Source organism: Shewanella subflava (assembly GCF_025971955.1).
Classification (GTDB): domain Bacteria; phylum Pseudomonadota; class Gammaproteobacteria; order Enterobacterales; family Shewanellaceae; genus Shewanella; species Shewanella subflava.
Map to the genome: position 1 here is coordinate 140,218 of NZ_JAPDMX010000001.1, position 15,334 is coordinate 155,551.

A 15,334-nucleotide genomic window follows, 5' to 3' on the forward strand; every position below is an offset into this window, starting at 1 on the left:
TTTTAAGCATACTATCATTAAGCATTTACTGTTATTCAGCAATATCTTTAATGTATTGATGTGGCTTTTTGAGAGGAGTCACTCAATTTTGTGGTAATTGCGGTATCGTCACTCGATTACTAAGTTCGAATATTATTATTTATGAAAAATAGCTAATGGTGGATGAATATGTTTGATAATGGCACAGTTAGGCAGGTTGTGTTTGAGCAGCCTGGTGATGCAAATGTAATGCAATTTGCCCAAGGAAAACTTGATTGTTTACAACAAGGGCAGGTGCGAATAAAAGTGCATGCCGCTGGGGTGAATGGGCCTGATATAAAGCAACGCATGGGGGCTTATCCGCCCCCAGAAGGCGCAAGCCCTATTCTTGGTTTAGAAGTCGCTGGAGTGATTATTGCTGTTGCTGATGATGTCACTCAGTGGCAAGTGGGTGACGCTGTTTGTGCTTTGGTTCCTGGAGGTGGATATGCTGAAGCCGTTAATACCTATGCGGCCCATTGTTTACCCATTCCCAATGGCTGGAGTTTTATTCAAGCAGCTGCCTTGCCTGAAACTTTTTTTACAGTATGGGGCAATGTGTTTATGCGAGCGGGTTTAAAGCCCGGCGAAACGGTATTGGTGCATGGTGGTTCTGGTGGTATTGGCAGTACGGCGATTCAGCTTGCGAGTTTATTAGGGGCCAAAGTATTTGCCACCTCAGGAAGTGAAGAAAAGTGCCAGTTTTGCTTAAGTCAGGGCGCGTCATTTGCACTCAATTACCATAAGCAGTCATTTGTCGAGTCAATATTAGCATTAACAGATAATGCGGGCGTTAATGTCGTGGTGGATATTGCTGGAGGTGATTTTATTAATGAAAACCTCAAAGTATTAGCTATGGATGGGCGCATGGTGTCTATTGCAGTGCAAAGAGGCCCTAAAGCTACGGTAGATATTTTTAGAATAATGGCTAAACGTATTGTGTGGACTGGCTCAACACTGCGTCCGCAGAGTGTGGCAGCTAAAGCGCAAATTGCTGAACAACTCCGCCAGCATGTTTGGCCGCTCCTTGATGCTGGCAAGTTCGATATTGTGATTGATAAAGTGTTTATGTTTGATGATGTCGTTGCTGCACATCAGCATATGGAGGCGGGATTGCATAAAGGTAAAATCGTCTTGGATATAAGCAATTAAAAAATGTCATGAAAAAATGTGATAAAAAACTTGAAGCATAATAAATTTAAGCTAATCTGCATTTATCAAATGTTTGTTAGGTTAAATTTGACAAAACAGCGCTATTTTTCAGCGTAATACACATTTGAGTGAACTCAAGCGTGGTTTAGTCATCAAGGGCTAAGCGCATAATCGATACGTGCTAATCCTTGATAAGCCTAGGATTGGCTGATTTGTATTCATGATGAGTTTTTTTGTGCTTTTTTGGCAAAAAATTGAAAATTTCATCTATCTAGGCATTGATTCTCTGAAATTTTCTGTTTAAATACCCACATTATTAAAGCTTAATAATATTAAGCACAGCTTTAGTTTTTAAAGCTCATATAACATATCTTTTTAAGTATATGTGTTGATTTAAGGGCGTTAGCATATATGTATAACATAGCAAAGAAACAATTATGGGTAGGCGAGTTAAGAACGGCAAGAGGTAACACCATTGTCATTCATGATGGCCAATTACCTGAAGCGTCTAAAGGGCGTGTTTATTTATATAACACGGTGCGTAACATCATTGTTGAGTATGTGGAAGATATCGTTAAGGTGAATCTACACGATCTTGATGATGCCCAAGTTAAAGCCGCTTTAGATCAATTTGGTGATGCTTGGAAAGCGGTACGTGCTGAGTTTATGTTAAAGCATCAGGCTCGTATTGATTTATCAAAAGTACCTGATACAGCACCGCCTAAAAAGGTCAAGCCTGCACCAGAGCCTGATGACGTATCAGATGATGATATCGTTGATTTTGATGATGCCGATGATGGCGACACCGATGATGATTATGATGAAATGGGTGATAACCTAGACGATTAATTTGTCATCACATCAATAAAAAACCAGTAGAAAACTACTGGTTTTTTGTTTTTGTGCTTTATAGGCAGTTATGTTTTAGCTATCGCAATAAAGAACCGCTCATTCTCACTTGTTAAAATACGTGATAACGGGGTTAGATTTTTCGAATGTAGAATAACGACTTATCCTAAAAATCTGCTTTGTTATCACATAATTTTCCTATGCTATTTTTGAACACTTATAGTGATGGTAATTAGTCGAGCTTAATATCCACTGGAGGTTCAATAAATCCTTGATATGCATCGAGGCGTAAATCTTTGAACCTTGCTAACTGTTCCTGCTCTTGAATGCCCGTCACAATGACCTGAATGTCTAAACCTTTAGCCACGTTGACGAGTGCACGGCATAGCTCGCTGTTGTGCTGGTTCTCTTCGATAAAGGCAAACGATTGATCCAATTTGACATAACTAGGGCGCAGACTTTGTAAATAAGCCATAGAGCCAAACTGACGTCCAAAATGATCGATACCAAAATGTGCACCGCAGTCACGAATAATGTCACACAGATGTTCACAGGCACTTAAATCACTATAAACACTGGCTTCAGGGATTTCAAAACAAATACGCTCAGGTCGTTTGTGATTTCTAAGGAAATGTTTTATCCATAAGTGAAAATCACGATCACTGATACTTTGGTAGGTTAAATTAATTGCCAAAGGTTCGTAGTTGCGATCAAACAAATGATGGTGGTTAACGCTTTCAATTAAGCAACGGTCTAGCATAGTGCCGAGTGAGAGAATCTCGATAAATGGCATAAATTGACCAGCATGCAATACTTTTTCGTCTAATGTGAGTTGGCAGTACAATTCTCTTTGACTGACATTACTACTGCCATTTTCTAAGATAGGCTGCCAGCGAAATTGAAACTGATTGTTGTTAATGGCATGGGTGAGCTTTTGTCGCCACTCATCACGATTAAAGAGCTGCTGTTGATTATTTTCATACCAGTGAAAAACTTTATTCTCTTTAATCGATTTTTGTAACGCATTGTCAGCTTGAGCGAGAATGTCAGACACACTGCGTTGACCAGATCGTTCAGCAATACCGATATTAAATTGTTCATTAGGTTTGCAGCCCGCTTTGGACACTTCTTTATTGACCGTACGGATCAACGTTTGTAAGTAGCTGACTAATTGCTCATGTTCACTTTCTTCGACTAAAAAAGCAAATTCGTAGGCCGCGATGCGTGCGACTACAGATGGCGTGATACTGTCTAAACTTTGATGTAATTTTTCGGCTAATAATTTAATGGTTTCATCGCGAACTTGGTAGCCATATTGGCTGTGTACGTCTTCAAGCCAATCCATTTTTACTAAAAATAACGCGCCTGAATTGGGTTCACTTAACCAGCCATTGATACGGCTCACCATATATTGGCGGTTAGGTAGGTTAGAAACTTGGTCGACTAAATTCTTTTTACGCAATGCTGATACTTCTTCATCGAGTGAAGTAAAGACTTGCTTTAGTTGACTAGACATACTATTGAATGCCTGTACTAATTCTTTTAGTTCAGCAGTTTTGGGGGTTGGCATATCTGGGCCAAATTGACGGTTGGCAATTTTTTTTGCGTGCTCTGATAACGAGTTCAATGGCTTTAATATGATACTTAAACCAACTCTAGCAAAGAAAATGGCAACCAAGAAGAGGATGGCAAATACGATGACGGTATTAGTAATTATTCGCCACATCTCATGGTAACCAAATCCAGGGTGGGCAGTGATTTCTATTTTTGCCAGTTGCAACCAACCCGAGGTGATGATGTTTTCTTTGGAAATGGGTTTAAAAATACCCAGATCAATAAACCATTGAGGTACATTTTGAACTCTAATGGCATTATTCCAAACTTGTTGCTTGCCATCGACTAGCCAGGTTAGTTTGATTTGCTTGTAATAGCCGCCTTCAAACAGCACGTTCACCAGTGTTTCGGTTGCAACGGCATCCCCTGCCTCTAAAGCAGGAACCAGCATCAACCCAAGTGAGTGACTGGCATTGTTAAGGTCTGACTCCATTTGCTTGGTCAAAAAGCTTTGAGTTTCGTTAAATTGTACGTAGGCTAAACTGGCTATTGTGAGCGAGAATAGTACGAAAAGTAACGCATAAATCTGCCGGAACAGGGTCATGAGGTCACTACTCCATGTTAAGTTTGGGTTGACGTAGGCGGTCAACACCTAAGCGGTTTTTCAGGTCATTCCATTTTTCGAGTCGAGATGATGAGCCTGCAAGCACCCCACGACCTTTTTCTTTATTTAGCCATAATTGTTTACCGTTAAAGCTATACACAGGCAATAAATCACCCCGCTGTGTTGCAGGTTTTATTTTTTTATCTAAGTTATCTAATACTAGTGGTATCGCCCCTGGCGTTTCGTAGTAGGCCAATACCATATGGTATTGATTTACCGAGGTTGCTTTTACCATAGTGATGCGTAATTTATCTTCTGGAATACCAAGTTGCAGCAAGGTAAAATATTTTGCTATCGAGAAGTCCTCACAGTCTCCGCCATTTACACCAATAAATTCCATTGGTGTTGCCCAGTAGTTGGAATCTCCCCAAAGCACTATGTCATCGACAAATCGAAACAGGTTGAAAAATTGATTCACTTTGTCGAGTTGCTGTTTTTCCGGTAAATTTTGAGCTTCTGCGACAACCTTAAACCAGGCTTTTGCACGTAATCCCGCTCTTTCTCCATAACGTTGAGTTAAAGTCGAGGTTATTTTATTGGCATCCAGTTTTTGGGTTGGCGCAGCGTAAAGTGTAGATACAGTCAAAAAGGCTGCCACAATAAAAATGTGGCAGCGCCTAGTGAGATTGGACTTAACACACTTTGAATGGCTCAAATGCTGTTTGCCCTTTTATCACAAACTATTCTGTTTGTTGGTCAACAGTGTAAATATTCCATTTTAAGTCTGATGCGGTATCTTCGCCTGTGATTTCAGCGATTACACGACGATTGACTCTTTCTGCTGCAGGGGTGCCGCTGGTATCGATTAATCTATCAAAGCTATAACCAATTGCTTTTAAACGTGATTGTTCTATACCATAGGTATCTCTTAACACATTGGTAACAGCAGTTGCTCTATTCTGCGATAAGGCTAAATTTAACTCATAACTGCCCTTGTTGCTTGTGTGTCCTTCAATTACAACTGTGGTGGAAGGATACTGCTTTAACATCGTCGCAATTTTTTCAATTTGTGGGTAATACTGAGGCTCAATATAATAAGAATTGTTGGCAAATAAAATTTTCAACTCTTGACGTTCAGCAATGTTTTTAATTGCTCCACAGCCATAATTGTCAATGTCAGATCCTGTAAGGGTTTCGACGCAACGCTCTCTTGCAACGATAACACCATCACGATCATCATCGTTTAAGTCAAATTTCTGTTTAGTAACTTGATCTTGAACAATAATATCATTCATAGAACAAGCTGAACTTAAGGTCATAACAAATAGTAAAATGAAGTAGCGCATTATTCGACTCCCCCTTCGTAGCTACGTTCGCCTTTCCAAACTTCTGGACGGGTTACTCGTAAAGATTCTAATAATCGACCTGTTGAATTTAGCACGCGGTATTTGGCAATAATTTCATCATATTCGGTTTGTAAGTAATCCTTACGGGCTTCAAATAGTTCATTTTCAGTATCGAGCAAATCAAGTAAAGTACGTTGCCCTAAATTAAACTGTTGAGCGTAGGCAACCTGAGTTTGTTTTGAGGCGATAACATGATCACGAATATATAGTTTTTGAGGTGACAGCATTTCAAAGGCATTCCAAGCTAATGTGGCGCCTTCAACAACCTGACGGTTAGCTCGTTGTTGAATTTCTTTAGCTTCATTGATTTTGTATGCGGCTTCTTTATCACGAGCGAGATCTTTACCGCCAGCAAATAAGTTGTAGCGCATTCTTACCATGGCAACTAAGTCATTGTTGTAACCATTGACATTTTGACTGGCTATTTGGCTATAACCATCTTCACCGCTAATATCATTATTCCAGTTACCACTTAATTCAAGGTTGAACTTTGGGTAGTAATTAGATTGGGCTGAATTACGCTCTTCTTTTGCTGCATTGATGTCACTATCTGATGATTTCAGAATAGGGTGGCTTGATGAGGCTAACTTAACGCTTTCAGCCAAGCTGCTTGGCAGCATGTCCGCATCTGGCACTGGTAGAATCAAATCATCAGGTTCGACTTCGACAATACGTATGTATTGCGCTTTTGCATCTTGTAGATTGTTTTTTGCCGAAATCACATTCGCATTTGCACGTGCTAAACGACCGGTTATTTGTGATAAGTCGGCGATAGAGCCTAAACCTGAATCAGTGCGCTGCTTGATTTGATCAAAAATTTCTTGATGGCTAGCGAGGTTTTTCTCTGCAAGAATCAGTATCTGTTCTGCACGAATATAATTGAGATAAACTTTAGAGACGTCTAATGCCATATCTTCCGCTGCAGCAATCAGTGCCCATTGTTCTGCGCTGGCTTCGAATGAATAGCGGTCAACTTCACTACTAGTATAGAAGCCATCAAAAAGCATTTGTCTGATACTAAATCCTGCTTCACCGCGCTCAAGCTCCATGACACCGTCGTCCAAATTATCATTCAGAGGTTGGACTTTTCTGCGGGTTGAAGGGCTGTCAGTTTGTTCCCAGCCATAGCCGGCATTAATATCAACAGTAGGCATATAGCCTGCTCTAGCTTGATTAACTTGTTCTTCCCTTGCTTTAAATCGATTGAAGACAATCTTTAGTTCTGGATTGGTGTCCAATGTATGAGCGACAGCTTGCTCTAGTGTTTGGCTAGTGGCTGCAGGGGCGATTAACATCGACAAGCTTAATGCAATAGCACTGAACTTAAATTGTCGATTGATTTTATTGTTCATTTAAAAAACCCTCCCGGTTCTTTAGCGCTCTCTGAGCGCAGTATCTTTTGCTCTTAAAATGGGATTTAGTATGTACTCAAGTATGGATCTTTTCCCTGTAATAACGTCCACCGAAGTGAGCATACCGGGAATAATTGGCATCTGTGTGCCATCGTCTTTTATCAAACTCGATTCTTCAGTTCTGACTTTAATAATATAGAAACTGTTGCCTTCCTCATCCTGTGAGGTGTCGGCGCTAATGTGTTCCACTGTGCCTTTTAAACCACCATAACGAGTAAAGTCATAGGCGGTTACTTTGACTACTGCAGGCAACCCCGGGTGTAAAAAAGCAATATCCTTGGGGCTGATTTTCGTTTCTATCAGTAATCGGTCTTCGGACGGCACTATTTCAATAATTTCAACACCAGGTTGAATTACCCCACCAAGCGTGTTGATGTGAAGGGTTTTAATTGTACCTGCAACCGGTGATGTGATTACCGCTTTACTCACTTTATCAAACGCACCAATTTGCGCTTTATTCATACGTGAAAGTTTAGTTTGCATTTCATTCAGTTGCGCGCGTAAATCTGCAGCATAAATAAATACAGCTTCCCTTCTTTTTAAAATGGACTCGTCCATAGACGCTTTTACTTTTGGACGCAGTAAACGTAATGATTGTAGTTCACCTTGAATATCGTTGACAGTGCGTTCAAGTTTAAGCAGTTCAACTTCTGGCACAATGCCTTTATTGGCCAAGGGTTTAGTGAGTTCTAATTCTCTAGATACTAATTGATAGCTGGTGGTTAGGGTTGATATTTTTGACGCTAACTCTTCAGTCTCTTGTTGGCGCTGTTGAATTTGACGGACTAAAATTTCAAGCTGATTGCTGAGATTGTCTAAGCGCCCAGAATACTCTTCTTGCTGACGTTTAACTAAAGCAGGTTCTTTTGTCATTAACTCTTCAGGGAAGATGAGAGATTGCTTGGTAATTTTTACTTGCTGGCGCCAATCTGCAGACATGTCTGATATTAAAATACTGTCTAGTTCAGCTCGCATTCGAATGATATTCGTTTGTAACCCATAAACCTCTTGTTCTTGCTGAGCAAAATCAGAGCGAAAACGCGTATCATCAATACGTACAAGCGGTTGACCTTTTTCAACTAAAAGTCCTTCTTGTACATAAATTTCTTGTAAAATTCCGCCATCTAAACTTTGGATCATTTGTATTTGAGTTGAGGGTATGACTTTACCCATGCCCGTGGTGACTTGATCTAATTCAGAAAAGTATGACCAAATAAAGAAGCAAATCATCATTGCTGCTAATGACCAAATAATTAAACGATGTCCAGTCGGTGCATCTGTCATCATGGCACCGTATACATCATCGACCATTTCTAAGTCTTCTGTGGTAAGGTGCTTACTCATGCGGTACGTTCTCCGGCCATCGCTCCAGAATTTAATTTTGCCAGTACTTCATCTCTTGGGCCATCAGCCATCACATGGCCTCTATCGAGTACAATTATGCGATCCACCAGATTCAATAAGTGCATTTTATGAGTGATTAATAATAATGTTCTTTCACGGCTAACTAATTGCATTGACCTAATAAATTGCTTTTCGGCTCTAGCGTCTAAGCTGGCTGTCGGTTCATCCATCAATAGTATTGGTGGATCATTTAGGGTTGCTCTTGCTAGCGCAATGGTTTGCCGTTGGCCGCGGCTTAATGACAATCCGCCTTCACCGACTTGCAGATCAAGTCCTTCAGACTCTAAGTTGGTAAACATACTGACACCAGATAATTGTATGGCTCTCATTAACTGATGTTCAGTCACGTGACGGGAACCGAATAGGATATTATCTCGAATACTGCCGTGGAATAAGGTGATGTCTTGAGGCAGATAGCCAAAGTTACGCCTTAAATCGCTTGGGTGTATTTGACCTGAGTCCAAACCATCATAGCGAAGGCTTCCCTGCGTTGGTTTATATAAACCCAATAACAATTTGGCTAGAGTGCTTTTGCCTGAGCCATTACGCCCAATAATAGCAATACGCTCACCAGGATTTATTCTTAAAGAGAGAGGGTATAAACTTGGTTTTTCTGAACCCGGAAAGCTGAAGCTGATGTTGTCAGCTTCAATATTACCTGTAATACGCTCTTTACTGATAAGTTGGCCTTTGTTTTCAAATTCATCTTCTTGTTCCATTATCGCATCAAGTTGACGAAGAGAGCTTATGGTGTAATTGCCACGAGTAATAAGTCCAGCAAGCTGAGCCATTGGTGATATAGCTCTACTAGAGAGCATTACTGCAGCAATAATGCCCCCCATTGATATTTCGTTATCAGCGAGTCGATAGACTCCAAGAATCACCACTAATACTACCGTCAATTGCACCATGAAATTAGCAATATGCGTAACATGATTTGACAGTTTCTTGGTTTTTAATTGCCAATTCGCAGTATGGCCAATCATTTGTTGCCAGCTTTTTTGCACAAGTCCTTCAGCACCATTGGCTTTAATAGATTCAAGGGCAGTTAAGCTTTCAATCAGGTGTCCATGTTTTAAGCTTGCAAAACGGTTACTTTCTTCAATAGCTTGTTTTAATTTTGGCTGTAAATAAAAGGTGGTTGCGATAATAACAATACTGCCAAATACAGGGATTAAGGCTAAGTCACCAGCAACGATATAAATAATAAAGACAAATAGCAGAGCAAAAGGCAAATCAACAAGAGCGGTAATTGTTGCCGACGTTAAAAACTCACGGATACTGTCAAATTCTCCTAATTGTCTGGCCATTCCCCCTACGCTCGGTGAGCGTTTTGATAACGGAATTCCCACCGCTTTTGCGAACAATTTAGAGGACACGATAATATCGACTTTTTTGCCTGCAACATCAATTAAGTAACTTCTTAATTGGCGCATGATAAAGTCAAATAGGTAGGCAATACTTGCCCCTATGGCTAAAACCCAAAGAGATTCGAATGCAAGGTTAGGCACCACTTTGTCATATACGTTCATAATGAACAGTGGCGAGACTAAGGCAAACAAGTTGACGAGTACAGAAGCGATTAACGCATCACGATAAATCGGAGCAGAGTCCTTGATACTTTGTAACAACCAGTGGGTACTGTTGTCATGCAGATGAACATCAACACTTTTATCGCCACGATAATCCTGTTTGACTAAAAAGAGATAGCCTACATATAAAGACTCTAACCCGCCAATGGATAATGTCTCTTCGCCACCCGTTTCTGGTAACTGGATAATCACTTGATCATTATCGATATCAATTTTACGTAAAATGCATGCTTTCTTATCTTTCAATAATAGAATACAAGGAAGTAATATTTCTGATATTTGATTTAAGTCTTTGCGCGATAACTTAGCAGATAACCCCGCTCTTCCTGCTGCTTGAGGTAGTAATTCAGGGGTAATAACTGCCCCTGACAAAGGAAGACCTGCCGATAACGATTCTATGGAACATGGGCTACCAAAGTGTTCGGTTAGCAAAACTAAACAATCGAGTAGTGGATCAATTGTGACTCGTTGAGAAGCTGAAATCGTCCACTGATCGCTTTTTTTAGACGCAGTAATAGACACCTAATAAGAGTCCTAAATAATTATTGTAAGTATATTAATAAAGTATACGTCACATACCACTATGTGACGTATACAATGTTTTTATTAAGGAATCATGTTTCCGTGTAATGGCTCGAGTGGATCGGTATACGTCGATACAGCAGATGTTGTCGATGATGCTGTTGCCGAGTCGACAATTAAGGCACCATCATTCAGTAATCCATTAATGATTACACCATCAGTTGAACCATACTTACTCGATAAATCAACACCATCTAGTACAATAGTTTGATCTATCTTACCGTCTTTGTCAGCATCAATCGAGATGGTAGTATTACCATTATTGAACGAGAAATGTAGAAAATCATCTAAATTTCCGCTTTGTTCATTTTGTAATAAGTCACTGATTTGAAGCTTATTATTTCCTACATTAAAGTCCATTATGGTATCGGTGCCCGTGTCACCTTTAGACCATACAAAAGTATCATCTCCTAAGCCACCAATTAAGGTGTCATTGCCTAGCCCGCCGATAAGCACATCATTGCCAGAACCACCATCTAATGAATCATTGCCTGCACCGCCAAGAAGCATATCTTTGCCACTTCCGCCATGAAGTTGGTCATTCCCACCTTGGCCGAATAAAATGTCATTGCCTTCATTACCCGCAAGAATATCATCACCGTCATTTGCCCGTGACGTATCAAATAATCCGGTATTGGCAGTAATGTATTCATGTACATCTTGAATCGACACATCCGCGGCATTCTCACCAGTTTGTTGCGCCACAAACATTTGTAAGGCAGCATAACCTTGGCCAGCAATGCCATCAAATTGAACCAAATCACCAAAGATAATGTCATTACCCGTTCCAGAATTAACGGTATCATCTCCTTGGATCAGTGATAGTTCAGAACCTAAGATTAGACTTGCTAAGTTGCTGGCATTGATATTGGTGGAGACATTGCCGTCAGAGTCATAAGGCGTTAGCTTGTTCAGATTGATCCCAGAACCAATACCTATCGCTTCAACTTCAGATAAGGTGCTGAGTACTTGGAAAGCCGCTTTCGCTTGTGCTGCTGCTTCGCTGTTCGTTGTATCAGTGATTTGGGCGAGGTAATATTTTCCGCTCGCGTCAACTCTTAAGCTACCCGTTTGGTAACTTTTCCATGAGCCATTTTCACGATACCAATAATAGGTATTGCCATATGCATCAATTATGACCTTACCATCGTGAATTAATGCCTGACCTTTTGTATAGTTGCCGATCAAATCTGACAACATTTTATCATTGTTGCTTCCTGAAGCATCATAGGCCCAAACCGTATTTAGCTGAGCGTCGGTGTTGTAGGTGTTTGGTTCGCCATCGGTAATGAAGTAGGTGAGGTTGTGTCCATTATTACTTGCTGCCGAACCATGTTGGAACCAATTTGTGACGGTTTCAAATGCCGCTTCATAGTTAGTATTACCACCATTTTGGATAGTATTTAAGGCTGCAGTTAATACTGAAATCGCATTAGCGTCGGCTAAATTGACAGCAACGTTAACCTTAGTACCATGATCGAAATCGACAAGTAAAATATTAACTGTACCAGATGTCGCATAGCCTACACTTAACTTCAGAGTGTTAAATACTTGCTGCAACTGCAGTATTGCAGTGTTTATGGTATTGGTTCCCATACTGCCGGATGAGTCAAGAATAAAGGCGATATTATAATTTTCACCTTGAACGATTTGAATACCCGTCGTATCGCTAACAATAACGTCGTTATTATCAGTTCCGGTGATTGTGTTATCGCCATCCGTACCATTGTCATAGACATAGTCTCTTAACGAAATATCAAGAGTTGTTTGACTCGTGGCGATATCACTATTACTTGATTCAACCGAGCTTGCCGATATTGTCAAAGTAAACTCAGGAGAACCATTATATTCTTCAGTCACTTGCAATTTTAAATTGGCAAGTTCAGCAATTTTAACCGTCCAACTGCCGTTAGCATTAAGTGTGCCAGCTGTTAGATAAACGCCACTAGGAATGCCTGTAATAGTGATATCTGTTAAGGTCTCACTACCATCCGTATCGACTAAATCAACATCAATCGATAATGGTATTTGCTTAGTTTTTAGCTGAGTTATCTGGCCTTTATCGTTAATAATGTACACGCCATCAGCAAAAACAAGGCGCTCAATTTCATACAAGTGATCGCCAGCATCTAACTCATTAACATTAATCGAGCTAGCATCAATATTGCGCTTATCATTGATTAAAATGTAAGGCGTAACAGAGTGGTCGGTATGGTTAGTAATGATATAATCAGCAAAATTGCCAGAGTAAATTGCTGTGTCAGTTCCAGCTCCACCATAAATAGAGTCGTTTAATGCACCACCCACAAAGACATCATTTCCATCGCCCCCATGTAAGCTGTCATTTATATTCCCACCGACTAAAATATCATCACCGCCTTTACCGGTCAGCATATTGGCGTTGTTAGAGACGCCTTGTAAGTAATGGTTTTTATCATTGTCAGCAGTGGCTGTAGGGCCGGATTTAGTTGCTTCAATGGTTATGCCAAAGTCTTTAGAACCGATAGTGTGTGTTGAATTCAGCGTATTATCGGCTGAAGCATTTACCCAAGTTAATTGCCCCTTCGATACAGTTATTGCTGGTGCATCAGCCACCGCTGTGACACTAATATCTAAAGTTGCCGTTTCACCCGTATTGGTTGTATAGGTTATTTGAGGTACAGCTCCACTCCAATTTGAAGTTGGTGTGAATGTATAGTTACCATTAGAGTCAACAACTAACATACCCGCATTCAGAGTTACACTTTCCCCTGGTTCATAAGCCGTTCCATCAACGTTGATTGACGTGATAAGCAAGTTATTGTCAGGGTCAATATCGTTTGATAATACATTTCCTTTGGCAACAGTATCTTCATTAATCAGGGCGCTGTCATTCTTGATATCAGTATATTCAGCAACATTGACACTAACGGTTGTTATAGCTGTATGACCACCGGCATCAGTAGCAATTACTTTGATTCCTGTGATGCTAAGGCTATTCACATCAATATTATGCGGTAAATTAGCAAGTAGCTCAGCATCTACAATAACGTTACCGAGTTCACCTGCTTTAATAGCACTCCAATCAAGGGTTAATTTTAATACGTCACCACGGCCGTTCATGGAGCCAATTAAGACTCCATTTTCAACGCGCCAATCCATAGGTTGACGTATGCCCTCAACTTTAATTTGACTGATATCAGCGAAATTAAAGTTATTGATGTCTGAAGCACCAGCCTTAAATTGCATAACCTGAACATCATTATCAGGTGCATCTGATATTAATGTTGCTTCATTAAGTGATGCGACAACATTAGTTGTTAGAGACGTTACTGCACTTGGGGCATCAAGATTGATATGAATGGATCCATTCGCACTATCACCATCGCTATCTGTCACTAAAACATTAAAATCAAGATCTACATCAACAGTAGAGCTGACAATTGTTTGTGCTGAAGTTCCGGCAAAGGTGAACCTTTCATGAGCATCTTCATTAACAGGATCAAATATCGCACTCGTGGTTAACACTATGTAGCTAATTTCGCCTAAATTACTAATTACTTGCCCGCTTGTGATATCGCCTTGACCTAATACATTGCCATTAGCATCATAAGCTGTGAAATGAATATATGTAGCACCGCTAAATTGAATAGCGGCTGAAGCTACATCATTAGCATAATCAATGGTCATTGTTTCGCCTTGATCAACAAAGGCATTTTGAACACCAAAACCATTGGTGTTGCCGTTGACTGTACTGGAAATATTGCCTGCTGATGATGTTAGGGTGAATATCATTTCATGGGCTGAATTGACATCTTTTATATCGTTATTAATGATGTAGTTTGTACCATCAAAAGTTACATACACCGCGGGGGTATTTCCGCCTTTACCGCCAGTCATATTGGCGACAGTGATGGTTTCGACTTGATCGATTGGACGAACAAGGTCCAATTGGTAACTATCACTATTAGGGTTAATCGTTAAGGTAAAAATTAGCGATTGACCGCTATTACTTGGATCATAAGCCGACGGTGAACCTGTTGTGTCGGAATATGCTATTAAAATGCTAGGATTACTAGGATCTACATAATAGAAAACAGTTAATCCGCCTGCAGTAATACCAGAATCTGAGAAGGTGCCGCTACCTGAAATATTGCTAGATAGGTTTGCGGTAAAGTTTTGGTCTGCACCATCAACATTGATAACACCATTGTATATACCAACGGCATTTTGCCCCACAAGATTCAGCGGATTAACATCAACACCATCGTCTATTACCTTAACGGCAGCAGATCCTGTAGCTGTGGCACCTGATGTATCTGTTGCTATAACAGTAATGCCATTAATTGTTAGTGTATTAACATTGATATTGTGCGAAAGGTTATCAAGCAATGTTACTGAAACACCCACTAAACCAGTTGTTCCAGCCGAGATCGTATTCCCAGTCAAAGATAGCTGTATAACAGCAGTACTGCCAATACTACCAATAAGCTGTCCTGAAGAATCTAAAGTCCAGATGAGGTTGCCATTTAAACCTTCGACAGTAATGTTACCTAAGTTTGTAAATGCAAATGACGAAACATCGTGAGCACCAGCTGTAAAGCTCAAGTTAGCACTATCACTATCTGTCAGATTGCCAAGGGTATTGGCATCATCGACCATCAACTCGACATTGCTGCCGCCGGAAACATCGTCAGTACCATTAATGGTAATGGTCACTGTGGTGCTGGTCACGCCATCGGCGTTAAGCACGGTAAAGGTGTCGGTTAAGGATTGGTTCGC

General features: G+C 40.4%; 9 protein-coding genes. 2 read left to right on the forward strand and 7 right to left on the reverse strand.

What is annotated here, in order from left to right; genetic code table 11:
* The first annotated feature begins 168 nt into the window (after positions 1-168).
* On the forward strand, positions 169-1,170 hold the full coding sequence (locus tag OHT75_RS00560; RefSeq protein ID WP_264724407.1) for an NAD(P)H-quinone oxidoreductase: 1,002 nt from the start codon (positions 169-171) through the stop codon (positions 1,168-1,170).
* A gap of 411 nt (positions 1,171-1,581) precedes the next feature.
* Positions 1,582-2,019 carry a hypothetical protein gene (locus OHT75_RS00565; protein WP_264724408.1) on the forward strand — a complete coding sequence of 146 codons (438 nt, stop codon included), beginning with the start codon at positions 1,582-1,584 and terminating at the stop codon, positions 2,017-2,019.
* Positions 2,020-2,251: 232 nt separating this feature from the next.
* Here the strand turns inward: OHT75_RS00565 and OHT75_RS00570 are convergent, their stop codons facing one another.
* From OHT75_RS00570 to OHT75_RS00600, 7 genes are all read right to left on the reverse strand, one after another.
* A complete protein-coding gene (locus OHT75_RS00570) occupies positions 2,252-4,177 on the reverse strand; it encodes a bifunctional diguanylate cyclase/phosphodiesterase (RefSeq protein ID WP_264724410.1) in 1,926 nt (641 codons plus the stop codon).
* Positions 4,178-4,184: 7 nt separating this feature from the next.
* A complete protein-coding gene (locus OHT75_RS00575; protein WP_406681930.1) occupies positions 4,185-4,823 on the reverse strand; it encodes a transglutaminase-like cysteine peptidase in 639 nt (212 codons plus the stop codon).
* 94 nt (positions 4,824-4,917) lie between these two features.
* Positions 4,918-5,523, reverse strand: a complete 606-nt coding sequence (locus tag OHT75_RS00580) for an OmpA family protein (protein WP_264724412.1) — start codon at positions 5,521-5,523, stop codon at positions 4,918-4,920.
* Positions 5,523-6,935, reverse strand: coding sequence for a TolC family outer membrane protein (locus tag OHT75_RS00585; protein WP_264724413.1), 1,413 nt, complete (start codon positions 6,933-6,935; stop codon positions 5,523-5,525). Before OHT75_RS00585 ends, OHT75_RS00580 begins: the two co-directional genes overlap by 1 nt.
* A 21-nt stretch (positions 6,936-6,956) precedes the next feature.
* A complete protein-coding gene (locus OHT75_RS00590) occupies positions 6,957-8,339 on the reverse strand; it encodes an HlyD family type I secretion periplasmic adaptor subunit (protein WP_264724415.1) in 1,383 nt (460 codons plus the stop codon).
* Complete coding sequence (locus OHT75_RS00595; RefSeq protein WP_264724416.1) at positions 8,336-10,513, reverse strand: type I secretion system permease/ATPase; 2,178 nt, start codon at positions 10,511-10,513, stop codon at positions 8,336-8,338. Before OHT75_RS00595 ends, OHT75_RS00590 begins: the two co-directional genes overlap by 4 nt.
* A gap of 84 nt (positions 10,514-10,597) precedes the next feature.
* On the reverse strand, positions 10,598-15,334 hold a 4,737-nt coding region (locus OHT75_RS00600), incomplete at its 5' end, for a type I secretion C-terminal target domain-containing protein (protein WP_264724418.1).

Excerpts from the sequence above, each read along its gene's own strand:
- OHT75_RS00580 (WP_264724412.1), bottom strand. The coding sequence starts at position 5,523 with ATGCGCTACTTCATTTTACTATTTGTTATGACCTTAAGTTCAGCTTGT.
- OHT75_RS00560 (WP_264724407.1), top strand. The coding sequence starts at position 169 with ATGTTTGATAATGGCACAGTTAGGCAGGTTGTGTTTGAGCAGCCTGGT.
- OHT75_RS00565 (WP_264724408.1), top strand. The coding sequence starts at position 1,582 with ATGTATAACATAGCAAAGAAACAATTATGGGTAGGCGAGTTAAGAACG.
- OHT75_RS00585 (WP_264724413.1), bottom strand. The coding sequence starts at position 6,935 with ATGAACAATAAAATCAATCGACAATTTAAGTTCAGTGCTATTGCATTA.
- OHT75_RS00570 (WP_264724410.1), bottom strand. The coding sequence starts at position 4,177 with ATGACCCTGTTCCGGCAGATTTATGCGTTACTTTTCGTACTATTCTCG.
- OHT75_RS00590 (WP_264724415.1), bottom strand. The coding sequence starts at position 8,339 with ATGAGTAAGCACCTTACCACAGAAGACTTAGAAATGGTCGATGATGTA.